The 14,083-nt window shown below is 40.6% G+C and carries 14 protein-coding genes and 1 other RNA gene; 8 read left to right on the top strand and 7 right to left on the bottom strand.

Features of this window, described 5'->3' with window-relative positions; all coding sequences use genetic code 11:
* Window positions 1-18: 18 nt before the first annotated feature.
* The 5 genes from Q0192_RS14355 to Q0192_RS14335 all read right to left on the bottom strand — a co-directional run bounded on the left by Q0192_RS14355 (window position 19) and on the right by Q0192_RS14335 (window position 3,422).
* Entirely contained in the window at window positions 19-1,224 is a 1,206-nt protein-coding gene (locus tag Q0192_RS14355) for a DEAD/DEAH box helicase (protein ID WP_299290302.1), read from the bottom strand.
* A gap of 119 nt (window positions 1,225-1,343) precedes the next feature.
* Window positions 1,344-2,324 (bottom strand): YpdA family putative bacillithiol disulfide reductase, encoded by a 981-nt coding sequence (locus Q0192_RS14350; RefSeq protein WP_299290301.1) that lies wholly within the window; start codon window positions 2,322-2,324, stop codon window positions 1,344-1,346.
* A gap of 149 nt (window positions 2,325-2,473) precedes the next feature.
* Window positions 2,474-2,573: signal recognition particle sRNA small type (ffs, locus tag Q0192_RS14345), an RNA gene on the bottom strand.
* Window positions 2,574-2,632: 59 nt separating this feature from the next.
* On the bottom strand, window positions 2,633-2,827 hold the full coding sequence (locus tag Q0192_RS14340) for a hypothetical protein (protein ID WP_299290298.1): 195 nt from the start codon (window positions 2,825-2,827) through the stop codon (window positions 2,633-2,635).
* A 16-nt stretch (window positions 2,828-2,843) separates the two neighbouring features.
* Window positions 2,844-3,422: a 2'-5' RNA ligase family protein gene (locus Q0192_RS14335; RefSeq protein WP_299290296.1), complete on the bottom strand. Its 579-nt coding sequence runs from the start codon at window positions 3,420-3,422 to the stop codon at window positions 2,844-2,846.
* A gap of 593 nt (window positions 3,423-4,015) precedes the next feature.
* On the opposite strand from Q0192_RS14335, the gene Q0192_RS14330 reads away from it, so the two are divergent.
* The 6 genes from Q0192_RS14330 (at window position 4,016) to Q0192_RS14305 (ending at window position 9,747) form a co-directional block, all read left to right on the top strand.
* Window positions 4,016-4,696 carry a GNAT family N-acetyltransferase gene (locus Q0192_RS14330; RefSeq protein ID WP_299290294.1) on the top strand — a complete coding sequence of 227 codons (681 nt, stop codon included), beginning with the start codon at window positions 4,016-4,018 and terminating at the stop codon, window positions 4,694-4,696.
* Between the two features lie 2 nt (window positions 4,697-4,698).
* On the top strand, window positions 4,699-5,898 hold the full coding sequence (gene argG / locus Q0192_RS14325; RefSeq protein WP_299290292.1) for an argininosuccinate synthase: 1,200 nt from the start codon (window positions 4,699-4,701) through the stop codon (window positions 5,896-5,898).
* A gap of 4 nt (window positions 5,899-5,902) precedes the next feature.
* Entirely contained in the window at window positions 5,903-6,964 is a 1,062-nt protein-coding gene (gene argC, locus Q0192_RS14320; protein ID WP_299290290.1) for an N-acetyl-gamma-glutamyl-phosphate reductase, read from the top strand.
* Between the two features lie 71 nt (window positions 6,965-7,035).
* Window positions 7,036-7,395, top strand: coding sequence for a four helix bundle protein (locus Q0192_RS14315; protein WP_299290288.1), 360 nt, complete (start codon window positions 7,036-7,038; stop codon window positions 7,393-7,395).
* A gap of 54 nt (window positions 7,396-7,449) precedes the next feature.
* Entirely contained in the window at window positions 7,450-8,607 is a 1,158-nt protein-coding gene (locus Q0192_RS14310; protein ID WP_299290286.1) for an aminotransferase class III-fold pyridoxal phosphate-dependent enzyme, read from the top strand.
* Window positions 8,608-8,799: 192 nt separating this feature from the next.
* Window positions 8,800-9,747 (top strand): acetylornithine carbamoyltransferase, encoded by a 948-nt coding sequence (locus tag Q0192_RS14305; RefSeq protein WP_299290284.1) that lies wholly within the window; start codon window positions 8,800-8,802, stop codon window positions 9,745-9,747.
* On the opposite strand, the gene Q0192_RS14300 is transcribed toward Q0192_RS14305, so the two are convergent.
* Window positions 9,748-11,010: a sodium:proton antiporter gene (locus Q0192_RS14300; RefSeq protein ID WP_299290281.1), complete on the bottom strand. Its 1,263-nt coding sequence runs from the start codon at window positions 11,008-11,010 to the stop codon at window positions 9,748-9,750.
* A 152-nt stretch (window positions 11,011-11,162) separates the two neighbouring features.
* Here Q0192_RS14300 and Q0192_RS14295 point away from each other — a divergent pair, with 152 nt between their 5' ends.
* Window positions 11,163-11,528, top strand: coding sequence for a hypothetical protein (locus Q0192_RS14295; protein WP_299290279.1), 366 nt, complete (start codon window positions 11,163-11,165; stop codon window positions 11,526-11,528).
* A gap of 319 nt (window positions 11,529-11,847) precedes the next feature.
* Complete coding sequence (locus Q0192_RS14290) at window positions 11,848-12,819, top strand: polyprenyl synthetase family protein (protein WP_299290277.1); 972 nt, start codon at window positions 11,848-11,850, stop codon at window positions 12,817-12,819.
* Window positions 12,820-12,919: 100 nt separating this feature from the next.
* On the opposite strand, the gene Q0192_RS14285 is transcribed toward Q0192_RS14290, so the two are convergent.
* Window positions 12,920-14,068, bottom strand: a complete 1,149-nt coding sequence (locus Q0192_RS14285; RefSeq protein WP_299290275.1) for an acyltransferase — start codon at window positions 14,066-14,068, stop codon at window positions 12,920-12,922.
* Window positions 14,069-14,083: the final 15 nt, after the last annotated feature.

Raw genomic sequence — 14,083 nt, 5'->3', positions numbered from 1 at the left:
AGGTGGTAAAAGAAGCATTTAACTTTTCTTTTTGCGCCAGGGCTTTTTAAAACCGCCCGATGCCCTTTTAACTTCCGGTTGATAAATTGGACTTTCGCCCAATTCTGGCGGCAAAGGCATTCGTTTAATTGGTTTCCCAATCAATGCTTCAATATCGCTAAATTTCCGCTGGTCGCGTTCGTTTATAAAAGTAATCGCTGTACCGGTAGTTTCGGCGCGCGCAGTGCGCCCAATGCGGTGAATATAATCTTCCGGATCGTGCGGCACATCATAATTGATCACCAAACTAATCCCTTCCACATCAATTCCACGCGACAAAACATCTGTGCCAATGATAATAGGCAACTGCCGACTTTTAAATGCACGCAAAATATTTTCACGCTGCTCCTGCTCCAGATCCGAATGAAAAGCTTCGACCTTTAAACCCGACCGTTGCAAAGCTTGGTGCAATTGCTTTACTTTTTCTTTGGTAGATACAAAAACGATGGTGCTTGCGTAATTGCCTTCTTTCAAAATAGATTTGATCAACGCTAACTTCTGGTGATCGAAAGTCATGTAAACCTGCTGCAAAATGCCAACTGCGGGCTGCGAAAGGGCAATGTTAATTTGCTCCGGCTGATTTAGAATTTTGTTGGAAAGTGCCCGGATTTTTCCAGGCATCGTTGCCGAGAAAAGCAGCGTTTGTCGTTTTTGAGGAAGATAACTAATAATGCGGACAATATCATCATGAAAACCCATGTCCAGCATCCGGTCGGCTTCGTCCAAAATCAAATGCTGCAACTGGCCCAATTTTACCACGCCCGAAGTTAAATGCGCAATTAAACGGCCCGGTGTGGCAATAATAATATCTACGCCTTCATTCAACGACCGGCGCTGCTGCTCGTAACTGATGCCATCGCCGCCGCCATAAACGGCAATGGAACTGATGCCTGCAAAATAGGCCAGCCCTTCTGTTTGCTGGTCAATTTGCTGAACCAGTTCGCGTGTTGGCGCCAAAATCAACGTATTAACCAAGCTTTTTTCCTCGGCAACACATATCTGGTGCATGATCGGCAATAAGTAAGCGGCCGTTTTGCGCGTGCCGGTTTGCGCACAGGCAATCAAATCGTGCTTTTTTAAAATAATTGGGATGGCTTGTTCCTGTATCGGCGTAGGTTTTCGGAAACCCATGCTGTCCAATCCTTCCTGTAGTTTTGGATCGAAGTTAAAATCGGTAAATGTCAAAAGTCTGAGCTATGGTAATGAATGTATTGTTGGCTTATTAGAACCTGATAAATATATAAAATTTGTTGAATTTACCCAAATGCTTCTTTTATCGCATAAAAATAGCATTAAAGAAGCTTTTAAATTTGGGCTGAAACCGGAACATTTTGCTTTACAATGTTAGAGATAATCTGCTCGGCATGGACCCTCGAATTTTCGATAAACCACGAATGCGTGTCCATTCCGCCGCAAACCACGCCAGCCAGATAAATGCCTTTTTGGTTGGTTTCCATCGTTCCGGGATCGTATTCGGGCAGCCGTTTTTCATCCGCAGAAAGCGCAATGCCCATTTTTTGAAGGAAAGAAAAATCAGGCTGATAACCGGTTAAAGCCAGCACAAAATCATTCTGAATCGTAATAAATCCTTCTGGCGTTTGGATATCCACTTCGTTTTCCTGGATTGCAACCAAGTTAGAATGATAATATGCTTTGATCGTTCCTTCTTTAATCCGGTTGATGATATCCGGCCTAACCCAATATTTTACACGTTCGCTGATGTCATCGCCGCGGACAACCATCGTTACTTCTGCGCCTTTTCGAAAAGTTTCCAGCGCGGCATCAACCGAAGAATTACTGGCGCCAACTACCAAAACTTTTTGAAAGGTGTAAAAGTTCGGGTCTTTATAATAGTGCCTAACCTTTGGCAAATCCTCTCCCGGAATATTCATCTTCACCGGGACATCGTAAAAACCGGTGGCAATAATGATGTTTTTAGCCTGATAAACTGCTTTGGTTGTGGTGATTTCGTAATGATTGTTTTTAAGTTGATTGCTTAAAACGGCTTCAAACAAATGGATATTTAATTGATTGGAAGTGGTTACGCGCCGGTAATATTCCAGCGATTCGGCACGCGTTGGTTTGATGCTGTTGGAAACAAACGGAACGCCGCCAATCTCCAATTTATCCGAAGTGGAAAAAAAAGTCATCCCCGCAGGGTAATTATATAAGGAGTTAACCAGCGTGCCTTTTTCTACAATCAGGTAAGTTAAACCTTTAGTTTTTGCTTCGAGTGCGCAGGCCAAACCAATTGGCCCGCCGCCGATAATCAATAAATCCAACATAAATTTTAGTGTGATAAAAAAAGCATCATCGGTTTTAACAAATTCCTGATGCTTCTTTTACCGGTAAAAAATCATTAAAAAACAAAAGCCGGAAAAAACTCCGGCTACGATATAATTTAAAAAAGGGAAAGGTTGTTTGAAAAATAAAAAATGGGTAAGCTACTCCTATCGCACCGCTACAACTCTCTACCCTTGCTGCGTTCCCACCCTGAGGGAGTTCAAGAGGAGCTGGTCGTAGAAGACTTACCCGCCACAAAAGTAGAAAAATTATTAAAACAAGCGCATCAAAATAACAATCCTTATTTTTTTTATGATGCGGCCGCCAATCCGATCTCTGCTTTTACACGCATCGGCAGGTTGAAAAACTTGCGCGTGGGTGTTTCCAGCACACTGATTTTATCGGCATAAAAAGAGTATTCAAATTTCAGGCCTGCAAAATACTGCCATAACCAATCGGCTTTTTCTTTAGAAATATTTTTTGCAATTGTAATGTGCGGCGGCATTACCTAACACATTTAACTAAACTACGTTTCTCAGCTTAAACCCTGTTTCAACTTCCATCGGCAACTTGTAAAACCTGCGTGTTGGTGTTTTCAGCACCACAATTTCATCGGCATAAAAAGAGCATTCAAAGCTTTGCTTTTTAAAATAATACCACAATAATTTATATTGATTGTAAGACAAAGACCTGGCAATGGTAATGTGCGGCGTTTGCGGAACATCAGCACCAAAAACTTTTTTAAACCTGGAAAAAGCTGCTTTGATGTTTTGGCTTAATTCCACTTTGGCATAAATGGTGTAATTGCCTTGGTGTTCAAAAAAATCAAAACCGCAAATTTTGATCTCGAAAACATCTATCCGGCCCGTCATGCTTTTGCAAGTTGGCACGCGTTCATCAAAAAACAAAGCTTTACCGTCGTAATAATGGTTAACCGTGATATGCGCTTTACTATTAAAGGAGTGATAATAGCCGATCAGCTTTTTCGCGAAGTCTTTCAATTTTCGCACTTCCGAAACAACTTCTTCGCTTGGTGTGATAACAAGCAGGTAGTCCTGGCTAACTAACTTGGCAAATGGGTTTAGTTTGAATGTTTCCATTCACATAATTACCAATAATTTTAGCTTTTAATATTGCTACTTTTCCACATTTTATCAACAAACTTATCAACATTTGCAGTTAAGGAAACTGTTTAAACAGATCCAAGTAAAAACGGCGATGCTTCTTTTACCCTATAAAAATTGGTGCCTGCGCCAACTTAACAAAGCACAAACCAATTACACCAATTTTTATAGGGTAAAAGAAGTATGTAAACCTGAATAAGTAAATTTTAAACAGGTTTTAAACTTCGCGGCAAAGAATTTGTCTTTAATGTAACTTTTGAAAATGCACGTAGTATAATCAAAAAATTAACGCGATAATTGCAGCATTTTAAATTAGACAAATAATGAATCAACAACGCTATATTTTGCCTACTGTCAGAGCGGTTTTTGCTCCGGTTGCAACTGCGTTAGTTTTGGTTTCTACCCGCCTCTTTTCGTTAAAACGACGACGGATTTACATTTCCCGGATTTAAACCGTTTCCTGCAAATACACATTCACCTGTCGGAAAAAAGGCTTGTGCAATTGCCTTAAAATTAACTTCCGGCGTTAAAAGCATTTTTATTTTAACGGAAAATATTTGTATTTCTCCATGACCATTCAAGATTTTAAAATACAGGTAGCCACAGGCGAACACGCAGATTATGCCCCGCAGATTTGTGATGAAATGGCCGAATCTGCCAAAGCACGCGGAACCGGCATTGCCAAACGTTCGCCTGAATATGTAGCCAATAAAATGCTGGAAGGCAAAGCAGTCATAGCGCTGCACAAAGACGGCACCTGGGCAGGTTTTTGTTACATCGAAACCTGGAGCCACGGGCAGTTTGTGGCCAATTCCGGTTTGATTGTGAATCCGATGTTTAGGAAAGTCGGGTTGGCAAAAGCCATTAAAGAAGAAGTTTTTAAATTGTCCCGCAAAAAATATCCTGATGCCAAAATCTTCGGTTTAACTACTGGTTTAGCTGTGATGAAAATCAACTCTGAATTAGGTTACGAACCCGTTACCTACTCAGAATTAACGCAAGATGAAGCGTTTTGGCAAGGCTGCAAAAGCTGCGTTAACTACGATATTTTGATGAGCAAAGAACGCAAAAACTGCATGTGTACGGCCATGCTTTTTGATCCGGCAGAAAAGGCAAAAGAGATTGAAGATAAAATGAAAAAGCTAAGCCACAAAGCAACGCTGCTGGAACGTATCGAAAATGCGCTGAAAAAATCTACCAAAACAATTGAAACTTTAGGTTTGGGCATTACCAAACTAACTGATATTTAACCATGAAAGAAAAAGTAGTTTTAGCTTTTAGCGGAGGTTTGGATACTTCGTTTTGCAGCATTTATTTGTCGCAGGATTTGAATTTGGAAGTTCATTCCGTGATTGTAAACACCGGCGGTTTTGGTGCCGAAGAATTGGCCGATATTGAACGCCGTGCTTATAAAATGGGCGTTGTTTCGCACGCGGTTGTTGATGAAACAGAAAACTTTTACAACACCTGCGTCCGCTATTTGATTTACGGAAACGTGTTGAAAAACAATACTTATCCGCTTTCTGTAAGTGCTGAACGTGTGAGCCAGGCTACGGCAATTGCTTTGTACGCAAAAAAAATAGGTGCCGATTATGTGGCCCACGGAAGCACCGGCGCGGGTAATGACCAGGTTCGGTTTGATATGATTTTTAATATCCTGATCCCGGAAGTAAAAATCCTCACGCCAATCCGCGATTTAAAATTGAGCCGTGAAGCAGAAATTAAATACCTGAAAGAGCACGGTGTGGAAATGAATTTCGAGAAAGCCAAATACTCCATCAACAAAGGTATTTGGGGAACTTCTGTTGGCGGAAAAGAAACGCTGACTTCGCACGAAGGTTTGCCGGACGATGCCTGGCCAACACAACTCACGAAAGAAGGCTCGGAAAAAGTAACGCTTGAATTTAAACAAGGTGAACTAATTGCCATTAACGATGAAACTTTCGATCATCCAACCAAAGCCATCCAACACTTGCAGGAGCTGGCTTCGCCTTATGCCATTGGCCGCGATATTCATGTTGGCGATACCATTATTGGCATCAAAGGCCGCGTTGGTTTTGAAGCTGCTGCGCCGATGGTTATCATCAAAGCGCATCATACTTTAGAAAAACATACACTTACCAAATGGCAATTGAGCTGGAAAGACCAGCTTTCGTCTTTCTACGGAAATTGGCTGCACGAAGGCCAGTTTCACGATCCGGTTATGCGCAATATTGAATCTTTTCTGACTGATACACAGCAAAACGTTTCGGGAAAAGTGTTTGTACAATTGTATCCTTACCGTTTTCAGGTTTTAGGAATTGAATCGGCATATGATTTAATGTCAAACAAGTTTGGCAGTTACGGCGAAATGAACAACACCTGGACCGGCGACGATGTGAAAGGATTTTCCAAAATATTTGGCAACCAAACGGTGATTTATCATAAAGTAAACGGAGCGAAAGAAAACTAAGCAGATGGCTTCGACAGAACAAAAAATCAAAGCCGGAATTATTGGCGGCGCAGGTTATACTGGCAGCGAAATGTTGCGCATTTTACTCAATCATCCAAACGTAGAAATCGCTTTTGTAAACAGTAAAAGTAACGCCGGAAACTTTTTGTACGAAGTTCATACGGATCTTTTTGGCGATACAGAATTGAAATTTAGCAGCGAATTATCGGATGAAATAGATGTTTTGTTTTTATGCGTTGGGCATGGTGATGCACAGAAATTTCTGGAAGCAAATCCAATTGCAGAACATATAAAAGTTATTGATTTAAGTCAGGATTTTAGGTTGAAGGAAGCGAAAGGTTTTGAGGTAAAAGGTGAAAGGTTGGAAGGAAAAACGCACACCTCAAATTCCGCTCCCCGCTCCTTCGTCTACGGTCTTCCCGAACTCAATAAAAGTGCCATAAAAGAAGCATTCAACATTGCCAATCCCGGTTGTTTTGCAACTTGCATCCAGTTGGGCTTGCTTCCTTTAGCGGCAAAAAATATGCTGGTAAAAGAAGTACATATTTCGGCAACAACCGGCTCAACCGGAGCTGGGCAAAGCCTTTCACCTACTTCGCATTTTACGTGGCGCAATGATAATTTATCAGTTTACAAAGCTTTTAACCACCAGCATTTAAAAGAGATCAGCCAGTCGTTAAACCAGTTGCAATCCGATTTTCCGGTTTATCCCGGCGATGAAAACCGGCTTAATTTTATCCCTTACCGCGGCGATTTTACACGCGGCATTTTAGCTTCCATTTATACCGAATGTAATTTAACCGAAGAGGAAGCACTAAAGTTATACTCGGATTATTATGCCGAACATCCTTTTACGCATGTTACAATTCGCGATATTGATTTAAAGCAGGTGGTAAACACCAACAAATGCTTTATCCAAATCAAAAAACACGGCAACAAAATTTTCGTTATCAGCATTATGGACAACCTGCTAAAAGGCGCATCCGGACAAGCAGTACAAAACATGAATTTGATGTTTGGTTTGGAAGAAACCGCAGGGCTAAAATTGAAGGCCAATGCGTTTTAAGGTGAAAGGCGAAGGGTTGAAAGGTAAAAGGCAGAAATCAACTTCACACAAAAACAGGTGATAAAAACAGTATGAGAGATTACAAAAAATTAGATGTATGGTCGAAAGGCCATCAACTTACATTGTTTATTTATAAAGAAGTTTTGCCCAAAATGCCTGTCGAAGAAAAGTTTGCTTTGACCAGTCAACTACGCCGTTCTACTTATTCTATACCTTTAAATATTGCTGAAGGTTGCGGCAAAAATACCAATAAAGATTTTGTTCATTATTTAGATATTGCTTTAGGTTCTGCAAACGAAGTTGAATATACTTGCCTGTTAATCTTTGATCTTTCATATATTTTACCTGCCCTTCATGATGCAATCAATAAATCAGTAAATGAAGTGAAAGCAATGCTGATTTCTTTTATCAAATATTTACGCGCCAATTAGCAAATTTGCTTTTCACCTTTATCCTTTTACCTCAATACCTTTTACCTTTAAAACATGAAACCATTTGACGTTTACCCAATCAACCACATAAATATTGTTCGCGGACAAGGCAGTTTAGTTTGGGACGATCAAGGCCAGGAATACTTGGATTTATACGGCGGCCACGCGGTAATTTCTATCGGCCACACGCATCCGCATTATGTGGAGCGATTGGAAAACCAGTTGCACCAGTTGGGTTTTTATAGTAATTCCATCGAAATTCCTATCCAAAAAGAGTTTGCAGAAAAATTAGGAAAAGTTTCCGGTCGGGAAGATTACCAATTGTTTCTATGCAATTCTGGTGCAGAAGCAAACGAAAACGCGTTGAAACTGGCTTCCTTTTACAATGGCAGGAAGAAAGTAATTGCATTTAGGAAAGCCTTTCATGGCCGTACTTCTCTGGCGGTTTCGGTTACCGATAATCCTAAAATTGTTGCGCCGGTAAATGAAACGGATAACGTTATTTTTTTGCCTTGGAATGATGAAGCTGCTTTAGAACAGGCTTTTGCAGAAAATGAAATTTCTTCGGTGATTATTGAAGGCATCCAAGGCGTTGGTGGAATCCAAGTTGCTGCGGAAAGTTTTCTGCAAAAAATCCGTTCGCTTTGCAATCATTATAGTGCTGTTTTTATTGCCGATTCTGTACAGTGCGGTTACGGCCGTACCGGTAAATTTTACTCGCATGATTTTGCTGGCGTTGATGCCGATATTTATACGATGGCCAAAGGCATGGGCAATGGTTTCCCGATTGGCGGCATTTCGATTTCGCCCAAAATAAAACCGGTTTATTACATGCTCGGAACAACTTTTGGCGGAAACCATTTGGCTTGCGCTGCCGGTTTAGCGGTTTTAGAAGTAATGGAACAGGATAACCTGATGCAAAATGCAGCCGAAGTTGGCAGTTATTTAATCGAAGAACTCCGCAAATTTGAGCAGGTAAAAGAAGTACGCGGCCGTGGTTTGATGATCGGGATTGATTTGCCGGATACGTTGGCACATGTTAAAGCGGAACTTTTATTTAAATACCATATTTTTACAGGAGAAGCCAAACCAAACGTGATCCGTTTGCTGCCTGCTTTAAATTTGACTAAAGCTCATGCTGACCGTTTTTTGGAAGCTTTTAGTTTGGCAATGAAAAATGCACCGGTTGCGGTTTTTAATCCTTCCATGTAAAAAATTCTAAAAAAACACCGGTAAAAGAAGCATCTTGTCATTTCGACCAACGGGAGAAATCTTCTTCAAAGCAGAAAGTATGCTTCTTTTATCACCTTAAAATAACTAACGCTTCAAAGAAGATTCCTCCTATCGTCGGAATGACAGAACGCATAATTCAACCCAAATAAAAAGCCTTTCAATACAACTTCCATGAAACTCTTCTCCTCTGTAAACGATGTTGCCAATATAAATGCACTGGTAAAAGAAGCATTGGATTTGAAAAAAGATCCGTTCGCTTTGCAGCATTTGGGGAAGAACAAAACGCTGGGTTTGGTTTTCCTCAACCCAAGTTTGCGCACACGCATGAGCACGCAAAAAGCGGCCATGAATTTGGGCATGAACGTAATGGTTTTGAACATTGATAAAGAAGGCTGGGCCTTGGAGTTGCGCGATGGCGTAAAAATGGACGGCACAACGGTAGAACATATTCGTGAAGCGGCAGCGGTGATGGGACAATATGTTGATATTCTCGGTTTGCGTTCTTTCCCAGGATTGAAAGACCGGGAAGAAGATTACAGCGAGGTTATTTTTAACAAGTTTGTAGAATTATGCGGAGTCCCGGTAGTGAGTTTGGAATCGGCAACGCGGCATCCGTTGCAAAGCCTGGCTGATTTAGTTACGATTGAAGAACTGAAAACCAAGCCTCGCCCAAAAGTAGTTTTAACCTGGGCACCGCACGTAAAAGCATTGCCGCAAGCTGTTCCGAATTCGTTTTCGGAATGGATGTGCAAAGCAGATGTTGATTTTACCATCACGCATCCGGCTGGTTTAGAGCTTTCTGCGGAATTTACAAAAGGCGCAACGATCACCCACAACCAAAACGAGGCTTTGCAGGATGCGGATTTTATCTACGTCAAAAACTGGTCGGCTTTTGAGCCTTATGGCAAAGTGATCCCGGGAAATGAAGATTGGATGATGACGAATGAAAAGCTCAAAAACACCAATAACGCCAAAGTGATGCACTGTTTGCCCGTCCGCCGCGACCTGGAACTGTCTGCAGAAATACTGAACGGGCCAAATTCTATCGTGATAAAAGAAGCAGCCAACCGCGAATGGGCGGCACAAGCGGTTTTAAAACGGATGCTGGAAACGATGTAACTAAGCTGGGTTTGGCATAGGCAACGGTGCTTCTTTTACAAAATAATTGGCGACTTTATTTAAAGTAAGCCCTTGAACTACAATCGAAAAAATAACGATAAAGTAGCAGCTTGCCACGACGATTTCTTTGCATTTATTGTTTGGGATGGAAAGTGCCAATGCAATTGATATTCCGCCACGAACGCCAGCCCAAGTCAATATTCCGATGTTGTTGTAATTGATGTCCAAAGTTCTCCGCAGAAAAACGATCGGCACAAAAACACTCAGGATTCTGGCGATGGTAATAACCAGGATCGCGGCCATACAAACCAGCCAGTAAGCACTTAAAAACGGCATCATCACGATTTGTAAACCAATCATCACAAATAAAACTGTGTTCAACAACTCGTCTATCAGCGTCCAAAACCTTTCTAAAAATTCGTTCATCCTCCCCGAAGGGTCTTTGCCAAAACTTAAATTGCCCACCAGCAAACCAGCCGCTATTTCGGCCAGGGGAATAGAAAAATGAAATTTGTTGGCCAGAACAGAAATGCCCATCACCAAAGCAAGCGAAACAATCACCAGCGTTTGAAAATCATCCACTTTGCGCATTAATTTATAGGCAATAAAAGCCAGGGAACCGCCCAATAAAATCCCGCCAAAAACTTCCCTGACAAATAAAACTGCAATTCCGGTGGAGTGGACTTGGCCAGACTGCGTAATATATTCTAAAATACTGATAAAAAGTATCGGGCCGATGCCATCGTTAAACAAGGATTCGCCGGTGATGATTGTTTCTAAATTTTTCGGTATTTTAGATGTCCTCAATATCGCAGAAACGGCCACCGGGTCTGTTGGCGAAATGAGCGCGCCAAAAAGCAGGCAATAGCTTAAAGGGATTTCAACTTTAATCAAAATTGTAAACCAGTTAAACAATATCCCGAAAACAAAAGTAGAAAGCACCACGCCCAAAGTGCTTAAAATAAACACTGGCCGCATTTGCTTTTTCAGGTCGTTCCAGTTAAAACGGAGCGAACCGGCAAAAAGCAGAAAGCCGAGCATGGTGTATAAAAGCGTTTGCGAAAAATTAATTTTGTTGTTAAACCCGGTGATGGTTTTGAACATACCCGGAAAAACTTTGCCGATAAAAATAGCAATCACAGAAACCGCAACGGCAATACTGATGACACCGATTGCGCCGGGCAATTTAAAAAAGCGGGCGTTAACAAACGAAAAAACAGCGCTTACAACAACCAGTATTGTTATCACCACAAATGAATCCATCAACAAAGATACTGAAAGGAGGCAAAGGCATGTTGTTTATCGGTATGGCAGAGGTGGTTTTCAAAAAACCCATTTTATAACCTCAACGCAAACAATCTGCGGTTTCGATGCTTCTTTTATGGCAATAAATTTTAAACTTAAACCAGCAAAAAATGATAGATCCTAAAGACGAAGTTTTCCGCGACCTGGACGACCAGGGCAGGGAAGATGATAACAACCGCAGCCATTTTGACGCCGGTTTTTTGGGCGACGAAGAGCAGGACACAGAAAGCGGCAATGTAGTTGTTGAACATGAAGAAGGACACCAAATACCAAAAGCCATGACGATAGAACAAGAAGGCGAAAAGCCTTGGGAAAACATTAGCGGAAGCACAAACCTAACCGAAGAACAACTGGAAGAAGTGCCTTCGCCATCAACCAATACACCAGAAGAAGACGCTGCAACTTTACAACCTGAAACGGAAGGCGCCGGTTACCGCGAAGAGCCAGACCAGGCAAAAGTAGGCGGAGAAGAATAAACCCGTTTTTTTTCTGATTCAAAAGATGTTTAAACTTTTTTTAAGTTGATGCTTCTTTTACCCTATAAAAATTGGTGCATACATTCAGCCTGAACAAACCAGAAACCAGGGCATACCAATTTTTGTAGGGTAAAAGAAGCATTGTGCAAAATACAAAAGAATAAGTTTAAACAGGTTTTAGCTAAAAACGCAATTGGCCACAATGTGGCTTGTTGCGTTTTTTTGTTTCCGATTTGTATCTTTGAGCACAAACCCGAACAGAATTTACCTTGCTATGCTGGTTTTACTTATTTCGATATTAACCCCACCAAACCGGTAAATGCCAAGCATAGACGAGATTAAAAAACCGATAGCTGCCGAAATTGATGTTTTTGAAGACAAGTTCAAAGCTTCAATGCACAGTTCGGTTCCGCTGCTCGACCGCATCACCCATTATATTGTCAAAAGAAAAGGCAAGCAAATCAGGCCGATGTTTGTGTTTTTTAGTGCCGGTTTGTGCGGCGGGATCAATGAATCCACGCATCGCGGTGCAGCCTTGGTTGAACTGCTGCACACGGCCACTCTGGTGCATGATGATGTGGTTGACAATTCCTATCAGCGGCGCGGTTTCTTTTCCATCAATGCTTTGTGGAAAAACAAAATTGCGGTTTTGGTTGGCGATTATCTGTTATCAAAAGGCTTGCTGCTTTCGCTGGACAACAATGATTTTTCACTGCTAAAAATAGTATCCGAAGCGGTAAAACAAATGAGCGAAGGCGAACTGTTGCAGATCGAGAAAGTGCGGAAAATGGATGTGGGCGAACCGATTTATTACGAAGTGATCCGCCAGAAAACAGCTTCTTTAATTGCTTCGTGCTGTGCCTGCGGCGCAGCTTCGGCCGGTGCAGATGCAGAAACGGTTGAACGGATGCGGCTTTTTGGGGAGAAGATTGGCATTGCTTTCCAGATCAAGGACGATATGTTTGATTTCGGTTTGGACGATGTAGGCAAACCTTTGGGCATTGATATCAAGGAGAAAAAGATTACGCTTCCGTTGATTTATGCCTTAAACAAAGCATCAAAAACCGATCGGCGAAACATCATCAACCTTGTTAAAAACCACAACGAAGAACCCAAAAAAGTAGCCGAAATTATTGATTTTGTAAAAGGTTCCGGCGGTTTGGCTTATGCTTCAACCCAAATGGCAAAATACCAGGAAGAAGCTTTTGCGATTTTAAACACTTTCCCTCCAAATGAATTTCGGACTGGTTTGGAGCAACTGGTACGTTTCACGACCGAGCGTAAAAAATAGGTGGTAAAAGAAGTATGGCAAGTTTTACATATAGTATTTGAATTATTTAAAAGGTACGAACTTTTATCAAGTATTCCAATAAATTAAAATACGGGTTGTCTTATGCGTCTAAAACAATATCTATTGTTCCGGGTGCCACTTTTAATTTTGATGTATTAAAATGCTTTTTAAGTTGTAAAAGCGGCAATTCAAAAAACTTGTAAGAAAATATTGAAATAAGCATTAATGAAATAAAATTTTCAGCAATCATTACATAGTTATAAACTCCGGCACTTAGCGATATATGTAAAAACTTGTATAAGATAATGTTAGTAGGATGATAGGTGTAATAAGGAATGATCAAATGGTAAAGGTAAATTCCGTAACTAATTTTACCAACACGCATCAGAATTTTGTTCTCCAGCAAAAACGCAAATAAATACCATTTTTCATCTTTTCTTACAACAAAGAAGGTAATAACCCACACAGTTATAAAGGAAATTAAAATTCTGCTTTTACACATTGTCATTAATGCCCTTACAATTGGACTTTTAATATAATTTGACAGGTGAAAGATAATCTGAGCTAAGATGATCGTAAAGCTTAAAATAGCAACATAACAAACAATTTTATAAAAAGCAGGAAGCTTTTTTGGCTTTATAATGGTTATCCAGGAAAGCAGGGCACCTATTGCAAGGAAGCCAAAGCAATTGGTCGTTAAAACCATAGAAAACTCGTTCAACGGTGCAGTAATACATTGGCTAATAATGCTAATACCCACACACAGCAAAATTAAATGCGGCAAAAATTTCTTGTTAATATATAATACAAGCAACGGCCATAAAAAATAAAACTGCTCTTCTACAGACATAGTCCATAAATGTGTAAGTGCAGGCCATTCCTTTATTTTATAGATGTAAATATTAGAAATAAACATTAAGAAATAGTTGTAATTAATAGGATCGTTAGAGGGTTGAGTAAAATACCAAATTGCAATTACTAAAAAATAACCTGGAAAAACCCGAATAGCGCGCTTAAAAAAGAAGTTCTTGAAAAGTGTAATCTTATTAATGTTAAGAACTTCTGCACGTTTCCTATCCTTTAATAAAATACTTGTGATTAAAAAGCCGCTGATAACAAAGAATATAGTAGGTGCATCAAAGCCTGAAGCAACAGATTGCAATAAAGAATTTTTAGGGAACCAATGCGTTACAATAACAGTGGATATAGCCAGTGCTCTCAGACTGTCCAACTCCTTGATATACTTCATTAATAAATTTGTTAA

Source organism: uncultured Mucilaginibacter sp., assembly GCF_937859865.1.
In the GTDB taxonomy this organism is placed as follows: domain Bacteria; phylum Bacteroidota; class Bacteroidia; order Sphingobacteriales; family Sphingobacteriaceae; genus Mucilaginibacter_A.
The sequence above is the reverse complement of the archived record's forward strand: the minus strand, read 5'-3'. Positions and strand labels throughout refer to the sequence as shown.

Excerpts from the sequence above, each read along its gene's own strand:
- argG (WP_299290292.1), top strand. The coding sequence starts at position 4,699 with ATGAAAGAAAAAGTAGTTTTAGCTTTTAGCGGAGGTTTGGATACTTCG.
- Q0192_RS14305 (WP_299290284.1), top strand. The coding sequence starts at position 8,800 with ATGAAACTCTTCTCCTCTGTAAACGATGTTGCCAATATAAATGCACTG.
- Q0192_RS14315 (WP_299290288.1), top strand. The coding sequence starts at position 7,036 with ATGAGAGATTACAAAAAATTAGATGTATGGTCGAAAGGCCATCAACTT.
- Q0192_RS14295 (WP_299290279.1), top strand. The coding sequence starts at position 11,163 with ATGATAGATCCTAAAGACGAAGTTTTCCGCGACCTGGACGACCAGGGC.
- argC (WP_299290290.1), top strand. The coding sequence starts at position 5,903 with ATGGCTTCGACAGAACAAAAAATCAAAGCCGGAATTATTGGCGGCGCA.
- Q0192_RS14290 (WP_299290277.1), top strand. The coding sequence starts at position 11,848 with ATGCCAAGCATAGACGAGATTAAAAAACCGATAGCTGCCGAAATTGAT.
- Q0192_RS14300 (WP_299290281.1), bottom strand. The coding sequence starts at position 11,010 with ATGGATTCATTTGTGGTGATAACAATACTGGTTGTTGTAAGCGCTGTT.
- Q0192_RS14310 (WP_299290286.1), top strand. The coding sequence starts at position 7,450 with ATGAAACCATTTGACGTTTACCCAATCAACCACATAAATATTGTTCGC.
- Q0192_RS14285 (WP_299290275.1), bottom strand. The coding sequence starts at position 14,068 with ATGAAGTATATCAAGGAGTTGGACAGTCTGAGAGCACTGGCTATATCC.
- Q0192_RS14340 (WP_299290298.1), bottom strand. The coding sequence starts at position 2,827 with ATGCCGCCGCACATTACAATTGCAAAAAATATTTCTAAAGAAAAAGCC.
- Q0192_RS14350 (WP_299290301.1), bottom strand. The coding sequence starts at position 2,324 with ATGTTGGATTTATTGATTATCGGCGGCGGGCCAATTGGTTTGGCCTGC.
- Q0192_RS14335 (WP_299290296.1), bottom strand. The coding sequence starts at position 3,422 with ATGGAAACATTCAAACTAAACCCATTTGCCAAGTTAGTTAGCCAGGAC.
- Q0192_RS14330 (WP_299290294.1), top strand. The coding sequence starts at position 4,016 with ATGACCATTCAAGATTTTAAAATACAGGTAGCCACAGGCGAACACGCA.